23 protein-coding genes are annotated in these 23,765 nt (G+C 72.2%); 12 read left to right on the forward strand and 11 right to left on the reverse strand.

What is annotated here, in order from left to right; translation table 11 throughout:
* Nucleotides 1-162: 162 nt before the first annotated feature.
* From pta to pyk, 3 genes are all read left to right on the forward strand, one after another.
* Nucleotides 163-2,238: a phosphate acetyltransferase gene (gene pta / locus Sdia_RS25470; protein ID WP_189499762.1), complete on the forward strand. Its 2,076-nt coding sequence runs from the start codon at nucleotides 163-165 to the stop codon at nucleotides 2,236-2,238.
* 43 nt (nucleotides 2,239-2,281) lie between these two features.
* Complete coding sequence (locus Sdia_RS25475; RefSeq protein ID WP_189499763.1) at nucleotides 2,282-3,559, forward strand: acetate kinase; 1,278 nt, start codon at nucleotides 2,282-2,284, stop codon at nucleotides 3,557-3,559.
* A gap of 73 nt (nucleotides 3,560-3,632) precedes the next feature.
* The gene (gene pyk, locus Sdia_RS25480; RefSeq protein WP_189499764.1) at nucleotides 3,633-5,057 is read left to right on the forward strand and encodes a pyruvate kinase; all 1,425 of its coding nucleotides are present in this window, start codon (nucleotides 3,633-3,635) and stop codon (nucleotides 5,055-5,057) included.
* A gap of 127 nt (nucleotides 5,058-5,184) precedes the next feature.
* Here the strand turns inward: pyk and Sdia_RS25485 are convergent, their stop codons facing one another.
* The 4 genes from Sdia_RS25485 to Sdia_RS25500 all read right to left on the reverse strand — a co-directional run bounded on the left by Sdia_RS25485 (nucleotide 5,185) and on the right by Sdia_RS25500 (nucleotide 9,460).
* Entirely contained in the window at nucleotides 5,185-6,525 is a 1,341-nt protein-coding gene (locus Sdia_RS25485) for a hypothetical protein (protein WP_100455008.1), read from the reverse strand.
* Nucleotides 6,515-7,087: a DUF6114 domain-containing protein gene (locus Sdia_RS25490; protein WP_100455007.1), complete on the reverse strand. Its 573-nt coding sequence runs from the start codon at nucleotides 7,085-7,087 to the stop codon at nucleotides 6,515-6,517. Before Sdia_RS25490 ends, Sdia_RS25485 begins: the two co-directional genes overlap by 11 nt.
* A gap of 130 nt (nucleotides 7,088-7,217) precedes the next feature.
* A complete protein-coding gene (locus tag Sdia_RS25495; RefSeq protein WP_100455006.1) occupies nucleotides 7,218-7,850 on the reverse strand; it encodes a DUF6230 family protein in 633 nt (210 codons plus the stop codon).
* A gap of 635 nt (nucleotides 7,851-8,485) precedes the next feature.
* Nucleotides 8,486-9,460, reverse strand: coding sequence for a tetratricopeptide repeat protein (locus Sdia_RS25500; protein WP_100455005.1), 975 nt, complete (start codon nucleotides 9,458-9,460; stop codon nucleotides 8,486-8,488).
* 311 nt (nucleotides 9,461-9,771) lie between these two features.
* Here Sdia_RS25500 and Sdia_RS25505 point away from each other — a divergent pair, with 311 nt between their 5' ends.
* A complete protein-coding gene (locus Sdia_RS25505) occupies nucleotides 9,772-10,392 on the forward strand; it encodes a TetR/AcrR family transcriptional regulator (protein ID WP_100455004.1) in 621 nt (206 codons plus the stop codon).
* A gap of 75 nt (nucleotides 10,393-10,467) precedes the next feature.
* Complete coding sequence (locus tag Sdia_RS25510; RefSeq protein WP_100455003.1) at nucleotides 10,468-10,716, forward strand: hypothetical protein; 249 nt, start codon at nucleotides 10,468-10,470, stop codon at nucleotides 10,714-10,716.
* 74 nt (nucleotides 10,717-10,790) lie between these two features.
* On the opposite strand, the gene icmA is transcribed toward Sdia_RS25510, so the two are convergent.
* From icmA to Sdia_RS25525, 3 genes are all read right to left on the reverse strand, one after another.
* Nucleotides 10,791-12,491, reverse strand: a complete 1,701-nt coding sequence (gene icmA / locus Sdia_RS25515) for a coenzyme B12-dependent isobutyryl-CoA mutase large subunit (protein WP_100455002.1) — start codon at nucleotides 12,489-12,491, stop codon at nucleotides 10,791-10,793.
* A 141-nt stretch (nucleotides 12,492-12,632) separates the two neighbouring features.
* On the reverse strand, nucleotides 12,633-12,971 hold the full coding sequence (locus Sdia_RS25520; RefSeq protein ID WP_100455001.1) for a DUF3817 domain-containing protein: 339 nt from the start codon (nucleotides 12,969-12,971) through the stop codon (nucleotides 12,633-12,635).
* 73 nt (nucleotides 12,972-13,044) lie between these two features.
* A complete protein-coding gene (locus Sdia_RS25525) occupies nucleotides 13,045-13,557 on the reverse strand; it encodes a MarR family winged helix-turn-helix transcriptional regulator (RefSeq protein ID WP_115068236.1) in 513 nt (170 codons plus the stop codon).
* A gap of 284 nt (nucleotides 13,558-13,841) precedes the next feature.
* On the opposite strand from Sdia_RS25525, the gene Sdia_RS25530 reads away from it, so the two are divergent.
* Nucleotides 13,842-14,879, forward strand: a complete 1,038-nt coding sequence (locus Sdia_RS25530; protein ID WP_100455000.1) for a glycoside hydrolase family 6 protein — start codon at nucleotides 13,842-13,844, stop codon at nucleotides 14,877-14,879.
* A gap of 37 nt (nucleotides 14,880-14,916) precedes the next feature.
* Here Sdia_RS25530 and glxA read toward each other — a convergent pair whose 3' ends face one another.
* The 4 genes from glxA to Sdia_RS25550 form a co-directional block, all read right to left on the reverse strand.
* The gene (gene glxA / locus Sdia_RS25535) at nucleotides 14,917-16,875 is read right to left on the reverse strand and encodes a radical copper oxidase GlxA (RefSeq protein ID WP_100454999.1); all 1,959 of its coding nucleotides are present in this window, start codon (nucleotides 16,873-16,875) and stop codon (nucleotides 14,917-14,919) included.
* Nucleotides 16,876-16,878: 3 nt separating this feature from the next.
* Nucleotides 16,879-18,672 (reverse strand): glycosyltransferase family 2 protein, encoded by a 1,794-nt coding sequence (locus Sdia_RS25540; RefSeq protein ID WP_115068066.1) that lies wholly within the window; start codon nucleotides 18,670-18,672, stop codon nucleotides 16,879-16,881.
* Between the two features lie 864 nt (nucleotides 18,673-19,536).
* Nucleotides 19,537-19,830 carry an MTH1187 family thiamine-binding protein gene (locus tag Sdia_RS25545; RefSeq protein ID WP_100454997.1) on the reverse strand — a complete coding sequence of 98 codons (294 nt, stop codon included), beginning with the start codon at nucleotides 19,828-19,830 and terminating at the stop codon, nucleotides 19,537-19,539.
* Nucleotides 19,827-20,189, reverse strand: a complete 363-nt coding sequence (locus tag Sdia_RS25550) for a DUF3817 domain-containing protein (RefSeq protein ID WP_100454996.1) — start codon at nucleotides 20,187-20,189, stop codon at nucleotides 19,827-19,829. Before Sdia_RS25550 ends, Sdia_RS25545 begins: the two co-directional genes overlap by 4 nt.
* 242 nt (nucleotides 20,190-20,431) lie before the next feature.
* Between Sdia_RS25550 and Sdia_RS25555 the strand changes: the two genes are divergently transcribed.
* The 6 genes from Sdia_RS25555 (at nucleotide 20,432) to Sdia_RS25580 (ending at nucleotide 23,761) form a co-directional block, all read left to right on the forward strand.
* Nucleotides 20,432-21,040 (forward strand): AIM24 family protein, encoded by a 609-nt coding sequence (locus Sdia_RS25555; protein WP_100455138.1) that lies wholly within the window; start codon nucleotides 20,432-20,434, stop codon nucleotides 21,038-21,040.
* On the forward strand, nucleotides 21,040-21,690 hold the full coding sequence (locus tag Sdia_RS25560; protein ID WP_100454995.1) for an AIM24 family protein: 651 nt from the start codon (nucleotides 21,040-21,042) through the stop codon (nucleotides 21,688-21,690). Before Sdia_RS25555 ends, Sdia_RS25560 begins: the two co-directional genes overlap by 1 nt.
* Entirely contained in the window at nucleotides 21,687-22,409 is a 723-nt protein-coding gene (locus tag Sdia_RS25565; RefSeq protein ID WP_100454994.1) for an AIM24 family protein, read from the forward strand. Before Sdia_RS25560 ends, Sdia_RS25565 begins: the two co-directional genes overlap by 4 nt.
* A gap of 166 nt (nucleotides 22,410-22,575) precedes the next feature.
* Nucleotides 22,576-23,052 carry a MarR family winged helix-turn-helix transcriptional regulator gene (locus Sdia_RS25570; protein WP_100454993.1) on the forward strand — a complete coding sequence of 159 codons (477 nt, stop codon included), beginning with the start codon at nucleotides 22,576-22,578 and terminating at the stop codon, nucleotides 23,050-23,052.
* A gap of 101 nt (nucleotides 23,053-23,153) precedes the next feature.
* Nucleotides 23,154-23,495 (forward strand): GNAT family N-acetyltransferase, encoded by a 342-nt coding sequence (locus tag Sdia_RS25575; RefSeq protein ID WP_100454992.1) that lies wholly within the window; start codon nucleotides 23,154-23,156, stop codon nucleotides 23,493-23,495.
* Nucleotides 23,492-23,761 carry a ferredoxin family protein gene (locus Sdia_RS25580; RefSeq protein WP_100454991.1) on the forward strand — a complete coding sequence of 90 codons (270 nt, stop codon included), beginning with the start codon at nucleotides 23,492-23,494 and terminating at the stop codon, nucleotides 23,759-23,761. The genes Sdia_RS25575 and Sdia_RS25580 overlap by 4 nt, the downstream gene beginning before the upstream one ends.
* Nucleotides 23,762-23,765: the final 4 nt, after the last annotated feature.

The following is a 23,765-nucleotide window of genomic DNA, read 5'->3' on the forward strand; positions in this document are numbered from 1 at the left end:
CGGCACCACTCCACTCCGGGTTCCGGAAGGCGGCCCCTCGTAAGGATCCGGCGGCGGCAGGGGTCGCGTCCGCCGAGGATGGGCAGGCGACCGGAGGAGCACAGACGTACGCATCGGGCTCCCGGCCGGCTGCGGCGCGGGACCAGCGGAAGGAGCGGACGCGTGGCACGCAGCGTGTACCTCGGCAGCACCGACCGGGGCGACGGCCGCCAGGTCTTCGAACTCGGTCTGATGGAGCTGCTGACCCGCCGGGTCGACCGGGTGGGGGTGTTCCGGCCCCTGGTGCACGACGGTCCCGACCGCCTCTTCGAGGTGCTGCGCGGCCGCTACCGGCTCAGCCAGGACCCGGCCACCGCCCACGGCATCGACTACCGCGAGGCCGCGGGCATCCAGGCCGAGCAGGGCACCGACGCCCTGGTCTCGCGCCTCGTCGACCGCTATCTGGCCGTCGCCCGGGAGTACGAGGTGGTCCTGGTCCTCGGTACCGACTACGCCGACACCCAGCTCCCGGACGAACTGGCGCTCAACGCCCGTCTCGCCAACGAGTTCGGCGCCTCCGTGCTGCCGGTGGTCGGCGGGCGCGCGCAGAGCGCCGAGTCGGTCCGCGCGGAGGCCCGCAACGCCTACCGCGCCTACCACGCGCTCGGCTGCGACGTACTGGCCCTGGGCGTCAACCGGGTCGCGGCCGGGGACCGCGAGGCCGTCGAGGAGTGGCTGCGGGCCCGCCTCCCGGTGCCGTGCCACGTCCTGCCCGACGACCCGGCGCTCTCGGCGCCGACCGTCCGGCAGATCACCCGCGCCCTGGACGGGACGGTCCTGCTGGGCGACGACACCGGGCTCGCCCGGGACGTGCTCGACTTCGTCTTCGGCGGCGCCACCCTGCCGACCTTCCTGCACGCGCTCACCCCGGGCTGCATGGTGGTGGCCCCCGGCGACCGGGCGGACCTGGTGGTGGGGGCGCTGGCCGCGCACAGCGCCGGCACCCCGCCGATCGCCGGGGTGCTGCTGACCCTCGGTGAGCGGCCGGGGGCCGAGGTGCTGACCCTCGCCTCGCGGGTGGCGCCGGGCACGCCGGTCGTGTCCGTACCGGGCAACAGCTTTCCCACCGCGACCCGCCTGTTCACCCTGGAGGGCCGGCTGGACGCGGCGACACCGCGCAAGGCGGAGACCGCGCTCGGCCTCTTCGAGTCCTGGGTGGACACCGAAGAGCTGCTGGACCGGATCTCGGTCGGCTCCACCGACCGGGTCACGCCGATGATGTTCGAGCACAAGCTGCTGGAGCGGGCCCGCGCCGACCGCCGCCGGGTGGTGCTCCCGGAGGGCACCGAGGAGCGGGTGCTGCGCGCCGCCGACGTGCTGCTGCGCCGTTCGGTCTGCGACCTGACCCTGCTCGGCCCGGTCGACACCATCCGCAAGAAGGCCGCCGACCTCGGCGTGGACATCGGCGGGGCGGAGCTGGTCGATCCCCAGGAGTCGGAGCTGCGGCGGCGGTTCGCCGAGCGGTACGCCGCGCTCCGCGCCCACAAGGGCGTCTCCGAGGAGCTGGCGTACGACGTGGTCGCCGACGTCAACTACTTCGGCACGCTGATGGTCGAGGAGGGGCTGGCCGACGGCATGGTCTCCGGTTCGGCGCACTCCACGGCCGCCACCATCCGGCCCGCCTTCGAGATCATCCGGACCCGCCCGGACGCCACCCTGGTCTCCTCGGTCTTCTTCATGTGCCTCGCCGACCGGGTACTGGTCTACGGGGACTGCGCCGTCAACCCCGACCCGAACGCGGTGGAGCTGGCCGACATCGCCGTGCAGTCGGCGCTGACCGGCGCCCGCTTCGGTGTCGACGCGAAGATCGCGATGCTGTCCTACTCGACCGGCAGCTCCGGTGCGGGCGCCGACGTGGAGAAGGTGCGCGAGGCCACCGAACTGGCCCGCGAGCGGCGCCCGGACCTGCTGATCGAGGGGCCCATCCAGTACGACGCGGCCGTCGAGCCGACCGTGGCGGCGGCCAAGCTGCCCGGCTCCCAGGTGGCCGGGCAGGCGACGGTACTGATCTTCCCGGACCTCAACACCGGCAACAACACGTACAAGGCGGTGCAGCGTTCGGCCGGGGCGGTGGCGGTCGGCCCGGTCCTCCAGGGCCTGCGCAAACCGGTCAACGACCTCTCCCGGGGCGCGCTCGTCCAGGACATCGTCACCACCGTCGCGATCACCGCGGTGCAGGCCCAGGAGAGCGGCGCGTGAGCGCGCCCGGGACCCGGGGCCCGCACCGGGAAGGAGACAGCACGTGAGTACCGAGCAGGGGCCGCTTCCCCGCCGCGTCCTCGTCCTCAACTCCGGATCCTCGTCGGTCAAGTACCAGCTCCTCGACATGACCGACGGCAGCCGGCTCGCGGTCGGCCTGGTGGAGCGGATCGGCGAGGCCGCCTCGCGGCTGGTCCACACGCCGCTGACCGGTGGGTCCGGCGAGCGGCGGGAGCGGTCCGGGCGGATCGGGGACCACCGTCAGGCGCTGGAGGCGGTCGCCGCCGAGCTGGCCGAGGACGGACTGGGCCTCGACTCCCCCGAACTGGCCGCGATCGGCCACCGGGTGGTGCACGGCGGGCGGCGGTTCACCCGGCCGACCGTCGTCGACGACGCGGTGCTCGCCGAGATCGAGCGGCTGGTGCCGGTGGCTCCGCTGCACAACCCGGCCAACCTGATGGGCATTCGCACCGCCCGCGAGCTGCGCCCGGACCTGCCGCAGGTGGCCGTCTTCGACACCACCTTCCACACCACGATGCCGGAGTACGCAGCCCGGTACGCCATCGACCGGGAGACCGCCGACGCGCACCGGGTGCGGCGCTACGGCTTCCACGGCACCTCGCACGGCTACGTCACCCGCAAGACCGCCGAGCTGCTGGAGCGGCCTCCGCGGGAGCTGAACCTCATCACCCTCCACCTGGGCAACGGCGCTTCGGCGGCGGCGGTCCGCGGGGGCGTCTGCGTCGACACCTCGATGGGGCTGACGCCGCTGGAGGGGCTGATGATGGGCACGCGTTCGGGTGACATCGACCCGGCCGTCGTCTTCCACCTGAAGCGGGTCGCCGGGATGGAGACCGACGAGACCGACGCCCTGCTCAACCAGCGCAGCGGCCTGCTCGGCATCTGCGGGGACAACGACATGCGCGAGATCACCCGGCGCATGGACGAGGGGGACGAGGACGCCCGGCTCGCCTTCGACATGTACGTCCACCGGCTGAAGAAGTACATCGGCGCCTACGCGGCGGTCCTCGGCCGCCTCGACGCGGTGGTCTTCACCGCGGGAGTCGGGGAGAACGCGGCCGCGGTGCGCCAGGCGGCGGTGGACGGTCTGGAAGGGTTCGGGATGGCGGTGGACCCGGAGCTGAACGCGGTCCGCTCCGGCACCTCGCGGCTGATCTCGCCCGGCTCCTCGCGGGTGGCCGTCGCGGTGGTGCCGACCGACGAGGAGATGGAGATCGCCGAGCAGACCTACGCCCTGGTCGGACCGGATACCCGGCCGGCGCCGGAGGGCGCCGACTCCCCCGCCCGACCGCCCGGCTGAGCACCCGTCCGCCCATATGTATCTTCCGCCAGATGGAATATTCCGCACGGAAACAAACCGATAGGATCGCCCCATGCGCCGTTCCAAAATCGTCTGCACGCTGGGCCCCGCCGTCGACTCGTACGAGCAGCTGAAAGCGCTCATCGAGGCAGGCATGAACGTGGCCCGTTTCAACATGAGCCACGGCTCGCACGCCGAGCACGAGGACCGGTACCGCCGGGTCCGGCAGGCGGCCGCGGACACCGGCCGGGCGGTGGGCGTCCTCGCCGACCTCCAGGGCCCCAAGATCCGGCTGGAGACCTTCGCCGAGGGTCCGGTCGAGCTGGTGCGCGGTGACGAGTTCACCATCACCACGGAGGACGTGGCCGGCGACAAGTCGATCTGCGGCACCACCTACAAGGGGCTGCCCGGCGACGTCGCCAAGGGCGACCCCGTCCTCATCAACGACGGCAACGTCGAACTGAAGGTCACCGCGGTCGACGGCTCCCGCGTCCGGACCATCGTCATCGAGGGCGGGGTCATCTCCGACCACAAGGGCATCAACCTGCCCGGCGCCGCCGTCAACGTCCCGGCCCTCTCCGAGAAGGACATCGAGGACCTGCGCTTCGCCCTGCGCATGGGCTGCGACCTGGTCGCCCTCTCCTTCGTCCGGGACGCCGAGGACGTCAAGGACGTGCACAAGGTGATGGACGAGGAGGGCCGCCGGGTCCCGGTCATCGCCAAGGTCGAGAAGCCGCAGGCGGTCGCCAACATGGAGGCGGTCGTCCTCGCCTTCGACGGCGTCATGGTGGCCCGCGGCGACCTCGCGGTGGAGTACCCGCTGGAGAAGGTCCCGATGGTGCAGAAGCGCCTGGTGAGCCTCTGCCGGCGCAACGCCAAGCCGGTGATCGTGGCGACCCAGATGATGGAGTCGATGATCACCAACTCCCGGCCGACCCGTGCCGAGGCCTCCGACGTCGCCAACGCCATCCTGGACGGCGCCGACGCGGTGATGCTCTCCGCCGAGTCCAGCGTCGGCGCTTACCCGATCGAGACGGTCAAGACGATGTCCAAGATCGTCGTCGCCGCCGAGCAGGAGCTGCTCTCGCGCGGCCTCCAGCCGCTGGTCCCGGGGAAGAAGCCGCGCACCCAGGGCGGCGCCGTGGCCCGCGCCGCCGCCGAGATCGCCGACTTCCTCGGCGCCCGCGCCCTGGTGGCGTACACCAAGTCCGGGGACACCGCCCGGCGGCTCTCGCGCTACCGCGCCGCCCAGCCGATCCTCGCCTTCACCACGGACGAGGCCACCCGCAACCAGCTCACCCTGAGCTGGGGCGTGGAGAGCCACGTCGTCGACTACGTCGACAACACCGACGCGATGGTGACGCAGGTCGACGACGAGCTGGTCGGGCTGAAGCGGTTCAACGACGGTGACACGGTCGTCATGACCGCCGGTTCGCCCCCCGGTGTGCCCGGCACGACCAACATGGTCCGGGTCCACCACCTCGGCTCCCGCGGCTGACCCCCCGGCTCCGCCGGGCCGGCACTGCCCCGCTGGGCCCGGCGGCACGAGCGTGGCCCGCGTCCTCGGCTGAGGACGCGGGCCACGGTCTTGTGCGGCTCCCGGACGGTCGGGGGCGACGGCCTGGTCAGTCGCCGTCGGTGAAGTAGTTCTGGAGGCCCGGCACGGTGAGCGTGCCGCCGAACTGACCGGCCTGGACCACCTTGACCTTGGTGAAGAAGGCGAAGGGCACGTTCAGCGGGGGCGGGCTCTCGGGGTTGAAGGTGATCGGGATGAGCCCGAAGAGGTTCCCCTTCAGCTCCTCGGTGTACATGGTGACCTCGCCGTCCCTGATCGTCGAGGTCGAGCCCGACGCGGCCCGCACGTGGCCGGTCTGCCCCTTGGGACCGACGGTGAGCTGGTGCAGGTCCTTGATGTCCGTGGTCTTCGCCGTGAACTTCAGGACCGGCTTCACCGTGCCGCTGTACGTCTTGACCTTGACCACGCCGTGGTAGTCGAGGCCCCCCAGCGTCAGCCGGCTGCTCTCCAGCCGCCACGGATCGTCCGGCAGGAGCGGGATGCCCGGCTCCAGGTCGAGGTCGGCGAGGGCCTTCGGGTCCGGCGCGCACGGGTCGTCGTCCGCACCGCCGACGGCACCCTGTGCCCCTGCCGCCAGCTCACTGACCGAGACGCCGTTCTTGCGGGCGGCCTCCTCGATCTCCTTCTTCAGCTGCTCGGCGGGGCTGAGAGCGGCCTCCTTCTCGGCCTCGGCCTTCTCAGCGGCCTCCTTCTCGGCCTTCGCCTTGTCGGCCGCCTTCTTCTCGGCGGCCTTCTTCTCGTCCGCCTTGTCGTCGGCCGCCTTCTTGTCCGCCGCGCCACCGGAGTCCGCCTGGCCGGCGTCCTTCTCCGGCTCCGCGGTACCGCCCGGGACGCCGTCGGCCTTCTCGGAGGCGGAGGGCTCCGGCTCGGGCTCCTCGGACTTCTTGTCCCCGGGGGTGAAGAGGTCCCTGAGCGCGTCGCCGACGCCCAGCGGGTCGAGCGGGTTGCGGGTCTTCTCCGGCTCCGGCTCGGCGGTGGGCTGCTCGTCCGCCGGATCGGGCGCCGGCTTCTTGCTCCCGGTGCCGCCGTCGGCCGGGGCCGACGCGGAGGCGGACGGGGTGGGCGTGGCGCCCGGCGAGGCCGGCTCGGAGGCGCCGGGCTCGGGGGTGGGCCTCGCGTCCGGCTCGGCCGACTCGGACGGCTCGTCGGAGCGGGTGACGCAGGGGCCCCCGCGCGGGATGTCCGCCTTGTCGTCGGCCAGGGCCAGCTTGGGTGTCAGTCCCATGCCCACGAAGACCGCCGTGGGCATCGCGGCCAGCGCGAACGCCTTGCCCGCGGGTATCTGGAGCTTCGTCAGCAGCGACTTCCGGGGGGCCGCGTGACGCGGCCCGGTTCTGCCGAGGGCTTTACCGCCCTCGCCGGCAGCCAGTTGCGCCTCGTCACCCCGCACGGTGCCTCCCGCCGTTGGTCTCAAGTGTCGTGCCGTCCACCGGGGCGCTCCCGCCTCCGGTGACCGGCTCCGGCTTCGGCGCGGCAGACTGGACGACCGGACCGGCCGGCTCCTGCTCCGGCCTGGCCTCGGCCGGCTGCGCGCCCTGCCCGCTCCCCTCGGGAGCGGTCGTGCCCGGAGCCCAGGAGATCGAGAGGGCCCCGCCGAACATGGCCAGCAGGAACCCGATCAGGAACCCGCCGAGGTTGGACACCGGTATGGAGACCAGCGCGAGCAGGATCGCCGCGACGCCCGCGAACACCCGGACGATGGACTGGAACCACATCGTCAGGCCGAGCGTGATCAGCAGCAGGCCGATGATCAGCGATCCCGCGCCCGTCGGGGTGCCCATCCGCAGGCTCAACTGCCCCAGCGTGAGCTGTGCGTACGGCAGATAGGCGATGGGGATGCCGCCCAGCATCGTCAGCAGGCCCGCCCAGAACGGACGGGTGCCGCGCCACATCCGGAAGCGACGCCGCCAGTAGTGAAATCGGTCGCTCAGCCCTGGGGACTCGGCGCTCATGGAAAACAGCTCCCTGGAACCGGCAATGCGTGGAGAGAAGTTGGAGTGGCGGGCGGGGAACCCGCCGCGGCGCTCCGGGGCTCACGCCCCGGGCGCGCCGCGGCCTGCTCCGCGCCCGCCGAGGGAGCGCTTAGTAGCACTCCTTGACGCCCTTGTGCAGCTTCATGCTGAGACCGCTCAGCTTGAAGGTTCCGGCGGTGGTCGCCCACGCCGTCTGCTTGACGTTCTTCAGGGTGGCCGAGTCGGCCTCCTGCGAGAAGCCGTACGGGTTGGCCTGGTCACCCTTCTTGATGCCAGGGCCCTTGGTGCTCTCGCCGGCGGCCACACCGATGTTGATGTTCTTGAACTCGGCGTCGGCGTCGAGCTGGGCGACGTCGATGTAGAGGTTCTCGGCCTCGACCGGCGCCTTGCCCGTACCGGCCTTCAGCTGGAGGCTGATGGTGCCGATGAGCGGCACGTCCGGCGTGACGACGGACTGGCACATGTTGTTGATCTGCGCGGTCTTGAACGCGGAGATCGCGACCGGGTGGGCGCCCTTCTTGCCCTTCAGGTCGTAACCGGTGTCCACACCGCCGTACTGGACGAACCCGTTGCCGACGAGCTTGTCGGCCGACACCTTGAACGACTGGCCGGACACGGCGAACGACGCCGCGAGCGCGCCCTGCGACACGGCCACGCCGATCGCCGCGGTAGCGGCGACGGTGGGCACCATGACGACGGCGAACCGCTTCCATCTGGTCCCGCCACGAGCCACGGACTCCATGACATTCCTCCTTCTCGGACGTACATCTCCGGCCTCTGACTGCTCCCGAATGGGCGGCTCAGCCGGGCAGGGATGGGAGAAGTGCTACGTCCTCGGCAAGGAGAGCGCCTACGACCGCGCACGCCACGCCTCGTGGGCGCGGGGTGTCCGGTTCGGCGGCGATCACCCCCGAGCGACAACCACTGGCCACGCCTCGCACGGGGATGCGCAGCCGGTTCGGACAGGCCCTGCCGTCGGCAGAGACCCCCCTGTCCAGGCCGGGACCCGCGGTCTCGACCTGCTCGGTGGGGACCCAGAGAACCCGTGACCCGGATGGCTGCCGGGGTGCGGGGAATGGACCGAGCGTCGCCGATCGTGGTGCATTCGGGGCCCGGGCACAAGGGGTTCGTTACCGGCTGGTAACGGCTGGACGGCCGGAGCGCGGCACAGCGGTACCGAGCGGGTACGGACGGTACCGCGAGGGCGGGTGACAAATCACCACTCGGGATGACAGAGCGGGATGGACGACGAGGCCGGACTTACTGCGAGTAACAGCGGCCGCGATTACCAAGTTTTGGTAAAGCGCGGCCGCTTGGGTCTCTCTGTCGTCAAATCGCTCCGCGCGCCACAGGAGCACGCGGAGACGGGTCAGGCACTCAGAACAGCACCCGCGCCAGGGCGGTACGGGCCGCGGTCACCCGCGGATCCTCGGCGCCGACCACCTCGAAGAGGTCGAGCAGATGGAGGCGGGCCTTGTTCCGGTCGTCCCCCGCGGTGACCCGCACGGTGTCGACCAGCCGGCCGAAGGCGTCCTCGACGTGGCCGCCCACCAGATCCAGGTCGGCGGCGGCGGTCTGCGCGGCGACGTCGGCCGGGCGCTCGGCGGCGTCCTGGCGGACCTGCTGCGGGTCCAGGCCGCCGACGCGGCGCAGCAGTTCGGCCTGGCCGAGGCCGAGCTTGGCCTCGGTGTTGGCCGGGTCGTCGGAGAGGACGTTCTGGTAGGCGCGGACCGCGCCGTCGAGGTCACCGGCGTCCAGCGCCTGGACGGCGGCCTCCAGCAAGGCGTCGTACGGCCCGGCGGGCTCCTCGGGGACGGCGGCGGGGTCGCCCGCGTCGGAGCCGGGGTCGACGGTGAGGCCGGTCAGACCGAACCGCTCCTCGCCCACCTGGATGAGCTGGTCGAGGGTCTCCCGGATCTGCGCCTCGGGGGCGGCGCCCTGGAAGAGGGGCAGGGCCTGGCCCGCGACGACGGCGAAGACGGCCGGGATGCCCTGGATGCCGAACTGCTGCATCAGCGTCTGGTTGGCGTCGACGTCGACCTTGGCCAGCAGGAAGCGGCCGTTGTACTCGTGCGCGAGGCGTTCCAGCAGGGGGCCGAGCTGCTTGCACGGCTCGCACCACTCGGCCCAGAAGTCGATGACGACCGGGACCTCGGTGGAGCGCTGGAGGACGTCGCGTTCGAAGCCGGCCTCGGTGACGTCGATGACCAGGCTCGACGCGGGTACCGCACCGGTTCCGCCCTGTCGGGCGGCTTCGGCGCGGGCCTGCTCGGCCTTGGCCTTGGCTTCCTGGGCCTGCTTCACCGCGGCGAGGTCGACGACTCCGCTCATGGACATGTTCCGTGGCTGCATGCGTACATCCTCCCCCCTCCGCGCGCGTGGTGGGAAACCCGTCGAACGGCGGACGGCGGCGATTCCCCTGCGCCGGTGAACCGGCGCCGTACTGCTGCCGCATGGCGTGCTGTCGTGCTGCTCCGGCCGGAGCCGGTCCGGCGCCGGGTCCCCACCCGCGCCTGTGGTTGTCGCCCGTGGATGCGCACGAGCTTTCGCTACGGGTCGTAGCGTAACTGCCAAAGGCACTCCGTGTCAGGACGGGGTGGGTGATCCGGGTCACGGCGCGGGCACATACTGACCGTTCGGTAGCTCTGGATACAGTCGCTGCCATGCAGAGCCGCACCCCTCCCGCCCGCACCGGGCGCCCGCGCAGCGCCACGGCGGACGCCGCGATTCTGGCCGCGACACGGGAGGCCCTCGTCGAGATCGGCTGGTCCCGGATGTCGCTCGGCGACGTGGCCCAGCGGGCCGGGGTCGCCAAGACCACGCTGTACCGGCGGTGGGCCGGCAAGAACGAGCTGGTGGTGGACGCGGTCGCGGAACTCTTCGACGAACTGGTGCTTCCGGACGGCGACAGCCTCGCCGCCGACGTGGTCGGCGTCGTCCTCCAGTTCGGCGAACTGCTCCAGCGCCCCGAGACCCGCACGGCGCTCATGGCGGTGGTCGCCGAGTCCACCTCCGACCCGGCGCTCAGGCTGCGCATCCGCACCGCCATCGTGGACCGCCAGAAGCGGCTGGTCCTCCAGGGCCGCGAACGCGCCCAGCGCCGCGGCGAACTCCCCCACGACACCGAGCCGGCCGTCGCCGAGCAGCACGCCGACCTGATCTTCGACGTCATCGCCGGCACCGTGGTCCACCGGGTCCTGGTCAGCGCGGAGCCGGTGGACGAGGTGTGGGCCCAGGCGCTGGCCGGACTGCTGATCGCCGGGCTGCCGGCCGCGATGGGCTGACCGGGCCCCGGATGCGGGCGGTGCCCAGGGGGCCGACGATGAGAACGTCCCCCTTTCCCTCTCCCAGGGAGCGCCATGATCGTCAAGAAGCTGCACGACAAGGGGCTGAAGAGCGAGCACGCCTACGCCGCCGCCTTCGCCTCCATCGGTCTCTCCGTCTGCTCGTGGGCGGCCTCGCTGAAGGCCGAGTCCCGCGGGATGGACCGGGCCGACCGGTGGGGGATCTACGTCGGCGAGTGGGCACCGACCTTCTTCGGCCTGGGGCTGGCGCTGGCCGGCTACGAGGCGGCCGAGGAGATCACCGTGGTCGACTTCGAGGCGTAGCGGTGCCGAGGCCCGAAGGCCGCCGCCCCCGGAGCGGGGAGCGGCGGCCTTCGCACGGCCGCGCCGGGGGACGGTCAGAAGCCGGGCGGCTCGGTGTAGACGCCCCACTCGTCGCGCAGGGCGTCGCAGATCTCGCCGAGGGTGCCCTCGGCGCGGACCACGTCGAGCATCGGGGCGATCATGTTGGCGCCCGAGCGGGCCGCCTCGACCATCTCGGCGAGCCTCGCGCGGACCACCGCGTCGTCCCGGCGGGCCCGGCGCTCACCCAGCTCGCGCACCTGCTCACGCTCGACCTCGTGGCTGACCCGCAGGATCTCCAGGTCTCCGGTGACGGAGCCGGTGTGGGCGTTGACGCCGACGACGCGCTTGTCGCCCTTCTCCAGCGCCCGCTGGTACTGGAAGGCCGACTCGGCGATCTCGCCGGTGAACCAGCCGTCGTCGATGCCGCGCAGGATGCCGGAGGTCATCGGGCCGATGGGGTGCTGGCCGTCGGGGTGGGCCAGGACGCCCCGGTCGCGGATGCGGTCGAAGATCTTCTCGGCGTCCGCCTCGATCCGGTCGGTGAGCTGCTCGACGTACCAGGAGCCGCCGAGCGGGTCGGCGACGTTGGCGACGCCGGTCTCCTCCATCAGGACCTGCTGGGTGCGCAGGGCGATCTCGGCGGCCTGCTCGCTGGGGAGGGCGAGGGTCTCGTCCAGAGCGTTGGTGTGCAGCGAGTTGGTGCCGCCGAGGACGGCGGAGAGCGCCTCGACGGCGGTGCGCACCACGTTGTTGTACGGCTGCTGGGCGGTGAGCGAGACCCCGGCGGTCTGCGTGTGGAACCTCAGCCACTGCGCCTTCTCGGTCCGCGCGCCGTAGACCTCCTTCATCCAGCGGGCCCAGATGCGGCGGGCGGCGCGGAACTTGGCGATCTCCTCGAAGAAGTCGAGGTGGGCGTCGAAGAAGAAGGAGAGGCCGGAGGCGAACTCGTCTATGTCCAGCCCGCGGCTGAGACCCAGCTCCACGTAGCCGAAGCCGTCGGCGAGGGTGTACGCCAGCTCCTGGGCGGCCGTCGCCCCGGCCTCGCGGATGTGGTAGCCGGAGACGGAGAGCGGCTTGTAGGCGGGGATGGTCCGCGCGCAGTGCTCCATCAGGTCGCCGATGAGGCGCAGATGGGGCTCGGGCGGGAAGATCCACTCCTTCTGGGCGATGTACTCCTTGAAGATGTCGGTCTGGAGCGTGCCGTTGAGCACCGCCGGGTCGACGCCCTGACGCTCGGCGGCGACGAGGTACATGCAGAAGACCGGCACGGCCGGGCCGGAGATCGTCATCGAGGTGGTGACGTCGCCGAGCGGGATGTCCCGGAAGAGGATCTCCATGTCGGCGGCGGAGTCGATGGCGACGCCGCAGTGGCCGACCTCGCCGAGCGAACGCGGATCGTCGGAGTCGCGGCCCATCAGCGTCGGCATGTCGAAGGCGACCGAGAGTCCGCCGCCGCCGTTGGCGAGGATCATCTTGTACCGCTCGTTGGTCTGCTCGGCGTTGCCGAAGCCGGCGAACTGGCGGATGGTCCAGGTGCGGCCCCGGTAGCCGGTGGGGTGCAGACCGCGGGTGTAGGGGTACTCCCCCGGCCAGCCGATCCGCTCGAAACCCTCGTAGGTGTCGCCGGGCCGGGGCCCGTAGACGGGCTCGACCGGGTCCCCGGAGAGCGTGGTGAAGTCGGCGTCCCGCTTGCGGGCCCGGTCGTAACGGGCCTGCCAGCGGCGGCGGCCCTCCTCGATGGCGTCAGCGTCCATACCCTCAAACTACTAGGACGTCCTAGTACCTGTCGATGGGGAACGGCCATCCGTGCGGGAGGCGCCCCCCCATGGGGAACGCCGGAGCCCCCGGAAGCGGCGGGCTTCCGGGGGCTCGGGGCGGTGCGTGGGACGCGGGCCTCAGGCGCGGGCCTTGGCCTCGGCCGGGACGCGGTCCTGGACCAGCGGCTCGACCTCGCGGGTGATCCTGCGCTCCACGAAGAAGGCGACGAGGGGGATGGTGCCCGAGAGGAGCACCCACAGCAGCTTGCCGACCGGCCACTTCGCCTTGGCACCGAGGTCGAAGGCGAAGATCAGGTAGATGATGTACAGCAGGCCGTGGACCTGGGAGATCACGAAGGTGACGTCGGCCCCCTTGTCGAAGCCGTACTTGAACACCATGCTCACGCAGAGCACGAGCAACATGACTGCGGTGACATAGGCCATGACCCGGTACCGGGTCAGCACGCTGCGTTTCATGGCACCGAGCCTAACCGCACCGCCCACGCGATCTTGCGGCGCCCCGGGGCTTGTTCACCCCGTGGTGCGCGCCCTACGGAGCGTCCTCGAAATCCTGTGCGGCGACCCGCAGCGGGCGCAGCATCGCGAAGATCTCCGCGCACTCCTCGGCGTCGTAGGCGCCGAGGCCGAACTCCATCGCCATCAGGTCGCGGGTGGCCGCCTCGACCATCTCGCGGCCCTGCTCGGTGATGGCGGCGAGCGTGCCGCGACCGTCCTGCGGGTTGGGGCGCTTGGCGACCAGGCCGGAGCGGACCAGCCGGTCGACGGTGTTGGTGACCGAGGTCGGGTGGACCATCAGCCGCTCGCCGATCTTGGACATCGGCAGCTCCCCGGCGCGCGAGAAGGTCAGCAGCACCAGCGCCTCGTACCGCGCGAAGGTCAGGCCGTACGGCTTGACGACGGCGTCGACCTCGGCCAGCAGGATCTGGTGGGCGCGCATGATCGAGGTGATCGCGGCCATGGCGGGCACGGGCCCCCACCGTTCCCGCCAGCTCTCGTCGGCGCGGGCGATGGGGTCGAAGGGGAGGCTGAGCGGCTTCGGCACGGGCACGACCCTACCGGCCGGTCATATCGCGGTCAGCCCCGTCTCGCCCTTCGGTCGGTCCGGGCTTCCCGGCCGGGCGGCGGGCGGCCTCGGGCCCGGCGGCGGGGCCGATCGGGGGGACTTGCCGCGCGGGGCCGCGGCCTCGCCCCTGACCTGGGCCGTCCCGGTGCGAAGATCGCCCGGGCGTGCCCGTCCCCGCCGGGCGGCCCCGGTGTTCCGGGGACCCCGGGGCCTCGGCGGTCCGCCCCTTCGCACGTCCGTCCGTCCCCCAAGGAGGCTGGGGAATGTCCCGGCTGATGCGTCTGCCCGCCCGGCTCACCCGCCCGCTCCTGCCGCTCGGCCTGCTGACCCTGCTCGCCGCCACCCCCGCCTGCACCGGCGACGACTCCGCCCCCGACGGCCGCGAGGCGGAACCCTCCCGCTCGGCTGCGGCCGCGGTGGCCGCCCCCGAGTTCTGGGTCGACCCCGAGTCCCCGGCCGCCGTCGAGGCGGCCCGGCTGCGGGTCGAGGGCAAGGAGAACCAGGCGGCGCTGCTGGAGCGGATCGCCGAGCAGCCGGCCGCCGTCTGGCCGGCCGGGGACGACCCGGTGCCGGCGGTCCGCCGGGCCACCGCCGGGGCGGCGAGGTCCGGCTCCACCGCCGTGCTGGTCGCCTACAACGTGCCGCACCGCGACTGCGGCCAGCACTCGGCGGGCGGGGCCGCCGACCGGGCGGCGTACGGGGAGTGGATCGACGCGTTCGCCTCGGCGATCGGGGACAGCGAGGCCGTGGTGGTGCTGGAGCCGGACGCGGTGCCGCACATGGTGGACGGCTGCACCCCCGCCGAGTACCACGAGGAGCGGTCCACGCTGATCTCCGGCGCCGTCGAGCGGCTGAAGCGGCAGCCGGGCGTCAAGGTCTACCTGGACGCGGGCAACCCGGCCTGGATCGAGGACCCGGAGAAGATCGCCGGGCCGCTGCGCCGGGCGGGGATCGCCGAGGCGGACGGCTTCTCGCTCAACGTCTCCAACTTCCAGACCGACACCGCCACCCGCGCCTACGGCAAGGCCCTCTCCGACCGGCTCGACGGCGCCCACTACGTGGTGGACACCAGCCGCAACGGCAACGGGCCGCTGGGCGCGGTGGGGCAGGACGCCTGGTGCAACCCGCCGGGCCGCGCCCTCGGCACCCCGCCGACCACCCGCACGGGCGACCCGCTGCTCGACGCGTACCTGTGGATCAAGCGGCCCGGGGAGTCCGACGGCGCCTGCCGGGGCGGCCCCTCGGCGGGCACCTGGTGGCCGGAGTACGCGCTGGGGCTGGCGCGCAACACCAAGGGGTGAGCCGGGGCGGGCGCGTGCCCGGCCCCGGCCCGGAGGGTCAGCCGACCTTGATCCAGCTCGCCTCGGACGGCGTGCCGTCGGCGGTGTTGACGAAGACCATGTACCAGCCGGGCGGTACCAGGGTCGGGTCCTCCGGCACGGTGAAGGTGACCGAGTCCTCGGTCTTTCTCAGCTCCACGTCGATGGAGCGCTGCTCGACGTCGGTGGTGTGGGTGACGGCGCTCGGCCGCATCAGCCGTGCCTTGGTGATGGCGCCGGCGTCCTTGGTCGGGAAGGTGGCGGTGGCGCCGTACTTCACCTCCTTCGGCCCCTCGCCGAGCGTGGGCCGCTTCCCGTCCGCCTTGTGCAGGTAGGGCGGGGTGAAGACCTCCATGCGCTGCTCGAAGGTGCCGAGCTTGGTGTTCTCCTTGTTGCCGAAGAGCGAGTCGGAGCCGAAGGTGGCCACCCGCCCGTCGGGGAGCAGCAGCGCCTCGGAGTGGTAGTTGCGGCCGACGGTCGGCTCGGCGGCCGGCGAGAAGGAGTTGGTCCGCGGGTCGTAGAACTGCGACTTGAAGATGTTGGAGGCGCCCCGGCCCCGGTAGTCGTAGGAGCCGCCGGTGGTGAAGACCGAGTCGTCGGGCATGATCACGCTGTTGAGGTACCGGGTGCCCTGCGGGAGGTCCGGGCCGGGCTTGAAGACCGGGTTCTCCTCCTTGAGGTCGATCACGGCGGTGCGGCGGGTGGACTTCTCCGACTCGCCGACTCCCCCGCCGCCGAGCACCATCACCTTCTGGTCCTGGGCGGGCGGCAGCAGCACGGAGGCGGAGGTCTCCGTCTGGTCGAGGTCGGTGAGGCCCGGAACCTTCTGGAAGGTGTTCTTCTCGATGTCCCAGATCCCCGGCTCGCGCCCCTTCTCGGCGGGGCCGTACCCGGCGTTGGAGGCGGGGTAGAACAGCTTGCCGCCCTTGGTGAGGAAGAGCGCCGGGTAGGTCGGGAAGTAGCGGAAGGGACCCTTGGACCACTTCTTCGTACGGGGATCGTAGATCTCGTTGTCGCCGGGGTCGATCACGCCGACGTCGTCGAGGCCGGAGACGGCCAGGACCCGGCCGTCCTGGAGGGTGACGAGCGTCGGGTACCAGCGGGCCTTGTCCATCGGGTCGACCGGGATGTACTTCTCGGCGACCGGGTCGAACTCGTAGGCCGAGCGGATGCCCTGGTAATCCTGCTTGTCGAGGCTGATCTTCTCGGCGATGCCGTAGGTGTTGTCGGCGTCCTCGCCCTTCAGCCCGACGATCTCGTACTGGGCGGCGCCCTTGCTCGCGTACTCGTCGCCCTTGCCGGTGGCCTCCACCCACACCCGTGCCTCGCTCGCGGTGACGGTGACCTTGTCGGGGCCGCCACCGCCCTTGCGGCCGGCGCCGCCGCCCTCGACCTTCTTGACCGCCCTGGGGACCGTCACGTCGAAGCTGCTGACGTACTCGACGCCGGTGGGTGAGCGGAACCGGGTGCCCTTCTTCAGGGTCACCTCCTTGTCCGGGTTCTCGTTCTTCACCCGCATCCCGCCGCCGGCCCGCTCCACCGCGCCGTCCAGCACCTCGTAGCGGGCGGTGCCGCCGGCCACCAGGAGGCGGCCGTCGCCGAGCTGGGAGTGACCGGAGCAGAAGAGGTCCTCCGGGGTCTCGACCTTTTTGAAGGTGTCGTCGCTCGGGTCCCAGAGCACGGTGTCGAAGGTGCCCTTGTCGAAGTTGGCCCGGTCGTTGCCGGACCCGGCCACGATGAGGACCTTGCCGGTGTGCAGCAGCGCCGCGTGGATGGCGTTGGTCTTGTACTCGTCGGGGATCGACACCTGCTTCCAGGAGCCGTACTTCTTCTGGTAGGCGGGCTGGGAGATCTTGTACTGGTGGTACTGGTCCTGCGCGAAGGAGATCGCGGCGGGGGCGTTCAGGCCGGCCAGGACGGCGACGCCGCCGACGCCGAGCGCGGTCTTCTTGAACTTCCCGGACGGCCGGTAGGCCATGGCTCAGTTCCCTCCGGTCGGGGTGCTGGTGACGAGGGCGGCGGTGGCGGGTTCCACCTCGCCTGTGGTGGTCGCGGTGGCGGTGGCTGGGGCGCTCCGCACGGCGGCGAGGGCCGCGAACGCGCGGCGCCGCTCCAGCAGGCCGGTGCCGTACCAGACGGCGACCGGCGCCAGGGAGATCGCCAGGCCCAGGAACGCCCAGGTGCGCATCGCCACGTGGGTGTGGCCGAGGACGAAGGAGGCGGCCAGGGAGCCGGCCAGCACCCCGGCCCAGAAGAGGTGGATGCGGAAGGTCGCCGGCTGGTCGGCACTGGCGTCGGCGCCCTTGGGGGTGATGACGAAGCGGCAGGGACGGCGCAGCAGGGCCGCGCCGAGCGACTTGAGGTAGATCGGCGCGCAGAGCGCGGACATCCCCATGCCGGCCAGCCCCCCGGAGCCGCGCGGCTCGTGCGGCGAGACGTTGTGCCGCCGGTTCCACAGGTACAGCCCCACCTGGAGGGCGGCGGCGTCGCTGTAGAGCATCAGCCAGACCGAGGCCGCGACCTCGGTGCCGGAGGCCCCGAACCAGAGGAAGAGCACGCAGCTCGTGACGCCGAGCAGCCAGTTGACGGCCGTCATCGGGTAGTAGACGAGCATCAGCGTGTAGGACAGGAGCCGTCCCGGCGGCATCGAGAACGGCGCTTTCCGGTACTGCTTGAAGAGCGTCTCGTACGTCCCGCGCGACCATCGGAGCTGCTGGGTGAAGAAGTCCGTCCAGGAGGCGGGGCCCTCGCCGACGGCGAGCACGTCGGGGGTGTAGACGGAGCGCCAGTGACGGCCGGTGAGCGGGTTGCGGGTGCGGTGCAGCTCGAAGCCGGTGGCCATGTCCTCGGTGATCGAGTCGTAGAGGCCGCCGATCTGCTTGACGGCACTGACCCGCACCACGTTGTTGGTGCCGACGAACATCGGCGCCCGGTAGCCGTTCCCGGCCCGCTGGATCAGCGCGTGGAAGAGGAACTGCTGCGACTCGGCGGCCTTGGTGACCGGTGCCGTGTAGTTCCCGTAGACCTGCGGGCCGACGACGAAGGCGACGTCCGGATCGCGGAAGTAGCCGAGCATCCGCTCCAGGAACTCCGGCAGCGGCACGTGGTCGGTGTCGACGGAGGCGAAGAAGTCGTAGGAGTCGCCGTGCATGGCGATCCAAGCGTTGTAGTTCCCGTGCTTGGTACGGGCCTTGTGGACGCCCTCGGGCCGGTTCCACTCCGGGACGCCCCACCGGGTGAAGTGCCGCACGCCCAGCTCCGCGCAGAGCGCCCGGGCGTCGGGGGCGTTGCCCTCGTCGAGCAGCCAGACGTCCAGCGGACCGTCGTGCCGCAGCCGGACGGCGCCCTGGAGGGTGGCCCGCACCATGGCGAGCGGTTCCTTGCCGGGGACGTAGGTGGTGAGGAAGGCGACGCGGGTGCCGGGTTCGGGGGTGACCGGGACGGGGTCGCGGGCCATCAGCGTGGCGTGGGCGATGGAGACGACGTTGACGAGCATGAAGAAGCCGATGAGGCCGATCGCGGTCAGCATCGTCCGGTCGAGCACCACCAGCCAGGTCTCGCCGCCGTCGCGGTCGGTCCAGTGGCTGGGCCAGACCAGGTAGACCATGAGCAGCCCGGTCAGCAGCGGGGCCAGCGTCATCAGCAGGACCGCCCGTATCCGGTGCGGCTCGGCCGCCAGCAGCCTGCGGTACTCGACGCGGTAGTCGGAGGCGGGCTCGGTCAGGGGACCGGCTATTCGGCTGTGGGTGTCGTAGTCGTAACCGTCCGGCCGCACAACGCCCTCCACATGTTCGACGACGGGCCAGCAAGCCCTACGAGACGTCACCCCCCTTGCCCTGTCGATCCGGACGCCGCCGTGCGGGCGGCGGGGGCTGGCAACCGGGTGACGGGTCACCCGGTCGCCGGGGGCGGGGCGGAGGAGGGGGTAGGGCGGGCGGCCGGGGCGAGGGAGTCCCGGTTTCCGGGTCGGTGGCGGTCGCGGGCGGGGCCGGACCGCTGTCGCGCCCGGATGACACGCTGCCGCCCATGGCTTCGACGCCTGACGCCGGACTCCGCGCGGAACCCGTGCGCGCCGCGCTGACCGGGGACGGCCTGGAGCACGACTGGATGCCGGGCGAGACGTATCCGGCGTGCGACTTGTGGCCGCCTGAGGCGCCGGGAACCGCCGGTGACCGGCCGGCCGGGCGGCAGCCGGCCGAGCGGCCGCCCCTCATCGCGTGGGCGGTGACGACGGCGGGCGACCTGGTGTGCCGGCTGCCGGAGGAGGACGACCCGGATCAGTGGCCGTTCGCGGTACGGGGACGGCACGTGGGACCCGAGCACCGGGTGATCGTCCCGCACGGGACGAGCGGCTTCCTCCTGGGCCTTTTCCACGCGGAACCGGACAAGGGCCCACTGAGCGACAGCGGCCTCCGGGACGAGCCGGGTCCTCGGTTCATCAGCGAAACGGCGAAGGAACGGAGGCGCGCCGAGGGCATCCACCCGTGGACGGGAGAACCCGGCCCGCTGGCCGGGATCTCGTTCGACGACTTCGTTCGACGACTGAGAGGGACGCTGCTCGTGGCGTCCACCGAATGCGAGGGCCCGGCCTCAGCGGCAGCACACCGCTGGGGCCGGGCCCTCGCCCGTGTCGCCGAGGTCACTCCCCCAGGTACCGCTCCACCGTCTCCACCTTGGAGACCAGCCCGCCGGTGACGCCCGGGCGGATGTCGGCCTTCATGACGACCGAGACGCGGGGGGCTCGGGCCTCGACGGCGGCGACGGCGCGCTTGACGACGTCCATGACCTCGTCCCACTCGCCCTCGACCGAGGTGAACATGGCGTCGGTGCGGTTCGGCAGGCCCGACTCGCGGACCACGCGGACGGCGTCGGCGACGTACTCGCCGACGTCCTCACCGACGCCGAGCGGGGTGACGGAGAAGGCGACGATCATGCCGTGGCCTCTTCCTGGCTCTTCTCCTGGCGGGCACGGGCGGCGATGGCGGCGTCCACGGCGCCCTGCGCCTCCTCCTTGAGCTTGCGCTCGGCGTAGAAGCCGCCGAACGGCACGACCGAGAGGGCGAAGTACATCGCGGCGCGGCCGAAGGACCACTTGGTGCGGTTCCAGGCGTCCAGCCAGAACAGGACGTAGAGGACGAAGAGGAGCCCGTGCAGCGCCCCCATGGCCGGGACCGCGTTGAAGTCGGTGGTGCGCTTGAGCACCGAGCAGACGAGCAGCAGCAGGAACGACACGGCCTCGGGGGCCGAGACGAGGCGCAGGCGGCGGAGTGCGGAAGCGGTCTTGATGTCCACGAGGGGGCAACCTTCGAGGTCGGGGGCCGGGCAGAGCACGGACGGAACGGGCCGGACGGACGGAGCCCGCGGGACGATCTTGTGAACGCGTGCACAAGCTCCGGTGCCATTGTGGCAGCTTCCTTTGCCCGCTCTTGAACCAGGGGGCCCCGGGCGGGGCGGCGGAGTCGTGCGGCCTGTGCGCGGGGGCGCCGGACGGTTACGGTCGGGGCGTGGCTGAGTTCCGACTGCAAGGCAGCGCGATGCTGGTGGCCCGCCTGACCGGCGACACGGTCCGGGCGAAGAACGGGTCGATGGTCGCCTACGACGGGCGGATGACGTTCAAGAGGCTCACGGGAGGCGGCAACGGCCTGCGCGGCATGGTGACCCGGCGCCTCACCGGCGAGCAGATGGAGGTCATGGAGGTGAGGGGCGAGGGGACCGTCTGGTTCGCGGACAGCGCCCGGGACGTCAGCCTGGTCCACCTCTCCGGCGAGACCCTGCACGTGGAGGCGGACAACCTGCTCTGCACCGACGGCGGGCTGCGCACCGGCACCTCCTTCACGGGGCTGGGGGGCGCCGCGCAGGGGAACGGGCTGTTCACCACGACCGTGGAGGGCACCGGGCAGGCGGCGGTGATGTCGGCCGGCCCGGTGGTGGCGCTGCGGGTGAGCGGCGCGTACCCGCTGACCGTCGACCCGGGGGCGTACATCGCGCACCAGGGCGGGGTACGGCGGAGTCTGCAGAGCGGGGCGGGGGCGCGGACGCTGTTCGGGGAGGGCGGCGGCGAGGCGTTCCAGCTGCGGTTCGAGGGCGAGGGCGTGGTGTACGTGCAGCCGAGCGAGCGGGCGACGTTCGGGGGTGACCTCTGATGGGGTTCCGCGAGGTGAACCACAAGATGATCGAGGCGACGGTGGTGCCGGGCACCCGGCTGTACAGCCAGCGCGGCGCGATGCTCGCCTACCGGGGCGAGGTCTCCTTCACCCCGGACATCGGGAGCGGCCAGGGCGGCGTCATGTCGATGATCGGCCGCCGGGTGGCGAACGAGGCGGCCCCGCTGATGACGGTGGAGGGCAGCGGCACGGTCCTCTTCGGCCACGGCGGCCACCACGTCCAGGTGGTGGAGCTGTCGGGGGACACGCTGTACGTCGAGTCGGACCGCCTGCTCTGCTTCGAGGGGAGCCTGCGCCAGCAGACCGTCTTCCTCGGCTCGCAGGGCGGGGTGAGGGGCATGGTGCGCGGCCAGGTCTCCGGACAGGGCCTGTTCACCACGGCGCTGACCGGGCACGGCGCGGTGGCGGTGATGGCGCACGGCGGCGTGGTCGAGGTGGAGATCGCGCCCGGGCGGCCGGTGCACGTCGACCCGCAGGCGTACGTCGCCCACCACGGGGACGTACGGAACAGACTGACGACCGCGATCGGCTGGCGGGAGCTGGTCGGCCGGGGCTCGGGCGAGGCGTTCCAGCTGGAGCTGTCGGGGAGCGGTGCGGTGCTGGTGCAGGCGTCGGAGGAGAAGCTGTGAGCGCGTTCGCGACGGCCGGCGGGAGGGGGCCGGGGGTCTTCGACCCCGCCACCCTGCCGGGTGACGACAACGTCAACCCGTACACCTTCTGTGTGGAACTGGCGGGCGGCCGCTGGTTCCTCCAGAAGGGCAGGATGATCGCCTACTACGGGCAGATGTCCTTCAACGGTGTCGGGTACGGACCGCTGGACGCCCTGGTGCGCTCCGCGTTCCACTCGCCGATGCACGCCGCGGACTGGGTGGTGGCCGAGGGGACGGGGAAGATGCTGCTGGCCGACCGGGCCTTCGACGTGAACTCCTTCGACCTGGACGACGGCAACCTGACGGTCCGTTCGGGCAACCTGCTCGCCTTCGAGCCGAGCCTCTCGCTGAAGCAGTCGATCATCCCCGGCTTCCTCACGCTGATCGGCACCGGGAAGTTCGTGGCCGCCTCGAACGGCCCGGTGGTCTTCATGGAGCCGCCGCTGCGGGTGGACCCGCAGGCGCTGGTGGGCTGGGCGGACTGCCCGTCGCCGTACCACCACTACGATCACGGTTATCTGCGCGGGGTCCTCGGCGGGGTCCGGTCACTGACCGGGCTCGGCGGGGCCTCCGGGGAGGAGCACCAGTTCGAGTTCAGCGGGGCCGGGACGGTACTGCTCCAGTCGACCGAGAAACTGCTGGACGACCGGGCGACGGGAGCGGTGCCCGGCGAGGCCGGGGTGCCGCCCGGCCGGTGAGGGGAGGGGTGTGGCGTGCGGCATCCGGCGGCCGCGACGAGGTCTCCGCTCGGTGAGCGGTACCTTGCGGAGTGTGACGTCGAACGCCTGCTCGCCTCCCGGGCCGCGATGCACCCCTCGCCACCCTCATTCGTTGATCTTTCAACTTTTTAGGTAGAATCCCCCTATGGAGACCGAAACGGCGACGCGCTGGCTCAGCGAGACGGAGCAGTGCGTCTGGCGCACCCACCTGGATGTCAGCCGCCTGCTGATGCACGAGCTGGAGAAGGACCTCCAGCCGTTCGGCCTGACCAACAACGACTACGAGATCCTCGTCAACCTCTCCGAGGCCGAGGGGCAGCGGCTGCGGATGAGTGACCTCGCCGAGGCCACCCGGCAGTCCAAGAGCCGCCTCTCGCACCAGATCACCCGGATGGAGAAGGCCGGCCACGTCCGCCGCGAGCACTGCGAGTCCGACCGGCGCGGCCTCTTCGCCGTCCTCACCGAGACCGGCGCCCGCACCATGGAGGAGGTCGCCCCGCACCACGTGGCCTCCGTCCGCCGCCACTTCATGGACCACCTCTCCCCCGAGGCGCTGGCCGAGCTGAGCCGGGCGCTCACCCCCGTCGCCGAGCACCTGCGCGGCCGGCCCGCCCGGAGCTGACCCGGGGCGGGCCGGTTCCCGGTCGCGGGCCCGGCGCGCCCGGGCCACGCTGGTGCCGGGCGGACCAGCCGGTCCGCCGTGAGCCCGTGGAGGACCGTGCCGTGAGTGAGCCGCCCACCACCGCCCCGCAGACCGTCGACGTCCGGGACGACACCACCGCGAACCGCTACGAGGCCCGTGTCGGGGACAGGCTCGTGGGCACCGCCCGGTACCTCCGCACGACCGGGCTCATCGCCTTCCTCCACACCGAGGTGGAGCCGGAGTACGAGAGGCGCGGGGTCGGCGGTGTCCTGGTGCGCCGCTCGCTGGACGAGGCCCGCGCGCAGGGCGCCGCCGTCCTCGCGGCCTGCCCGTTCTACGCCGGGTGGATCTCCCGCCACCCCGCCTACCGGGACCTGCTCCACAGCGAGCGGAGCCGGGCCGCCGACCGGGGAAGGCCGTGACTTCCGAGCCCGCCGCCCGCCCGGGCCCGGCCCGGCTCCCCGCCCCGGCGACCCGGTCCCTGGAGGGCGACGGCATCGTCGTCGGCCACGAGGTGTGCCGCCGGCCGCCGGCGGCCCGGTGTGTGCGCGGCCGGCCCGCCTTCCCCGCCGGGCGCGGGCGGTGGCTCCGGGCCCGTGACGCCCCCGCGGCCGGTCTGCCGGAGACGGTCGAACGCTGCCCGGCCGGCGCCCTGCGGCACCACCGCCCCGGCGCCGGCCGCGCCTGACGCG

The organism is Streptomyces diastaticus subsp. diastaticus, assembly GCF_011170125.1.
GTDB classification, from domain to species: domain Bacteria; phylum Actinomycetota; class Actinomycetes; order Streptomycetales; family Streptomycetaceae; genus Streptomyces; species Streptomyces diastaticus.

Coding starts and splice junctions, on each gene's coding strand:
- pyk (WP_189499764.1), top strand. CDS start 3,633: ATGCGCCGTTCCAAAATCGTCTGCACGCTGGGCCCCGCCGTCGACTCG.
- Sdia_RS25490 (WP_100455007.1), bottom strand. CDS start 7,087: ATGAGCGCCGAGTCCCCAGGGCTGAGCGACCGATTTCACTACTGGCGG.
- Sdia_RS25495 (WP_100455006.1), bottom strand. CDS start 7,850: ATGGAGTCCGTGGCTCGTGGCGGGACCAGATGGAAGCGGTTCGCCGTC.
- Sdia_RS25500 (WP_100455005.1), bottom strand. CDS start 9,460: ATGCAGCCACGGAACATGTCCATGAGCGGAGTCGTCGACCTCGCCGCG.
- Sdia_RS25505 (WP_100455004.1), top strand. CDS start 9,772: ATGCAGAGCCGCACCCCTCCCGCCCGCACCGGGCGCCCGCGCAGCGCC.
- Sdia_RS25510 (WP_100455003.1), top strand. CDS start 10,468: ATGATCGTCAAGAAGCTGCACGACAAGGGGCTGAAGAGCGAGCACGCC.
- icmA (WP_100455002.1), bottom strand. CDS start 12,491: ATGGACGCTGACGCCATCGAGGAGGGCCGCCGCCGCTGGCAGGCCCGT.
- Sdia_RS25520 (WP_100455001.1), bottom strand. CDS start 12,971: ATGAAACGCAGCGTGCTGACCCGGTACCGGGTCATGGCCTATGTCACC.
- Sdia_RS25530 (WP_100455000.1), top strand. CDS start 13,842: ATGTCCCGGCTGATGCGTCTGCCCGCCCGGCTCACCCGCCCGCTCCTG.
- glxA (WP_100454999.1), bottom strand. CDS start 16,875: ATGGCCTACCGGCCGTCCGGGAAGTTCAAGAAGACCGCGCTCGGCGTC.
- Sdia_RS25545 (WP_100454997.1), bottom strand. CDS start 19,830: ATGATCGTCGCCTTCTCCGTCACCCCGCTCGGCGTCGGTGAGGACGTC.
- Sdia_RS25555 (WP_100455138.1), top strand. CDS start 20,432: ATGCTGGTGGCCCGCCTGACCGGCGACACGGTCCGGGCGAAGAACGGG.
- Sdia_RS25560 (WP_100454995.1), top strand. CDS start 21,040: ATGGGGTTCCGCGAGGTGAACCACAAGATGATCGAGGCGACGGTGGTG.
- Sdia_RS25570 (WP_100454993.1), top strand. CDS start 22,576: ATGGAGACCGAAACGGCGACGCGCTGGCTCAGCGAGACGGAGCAGTGC.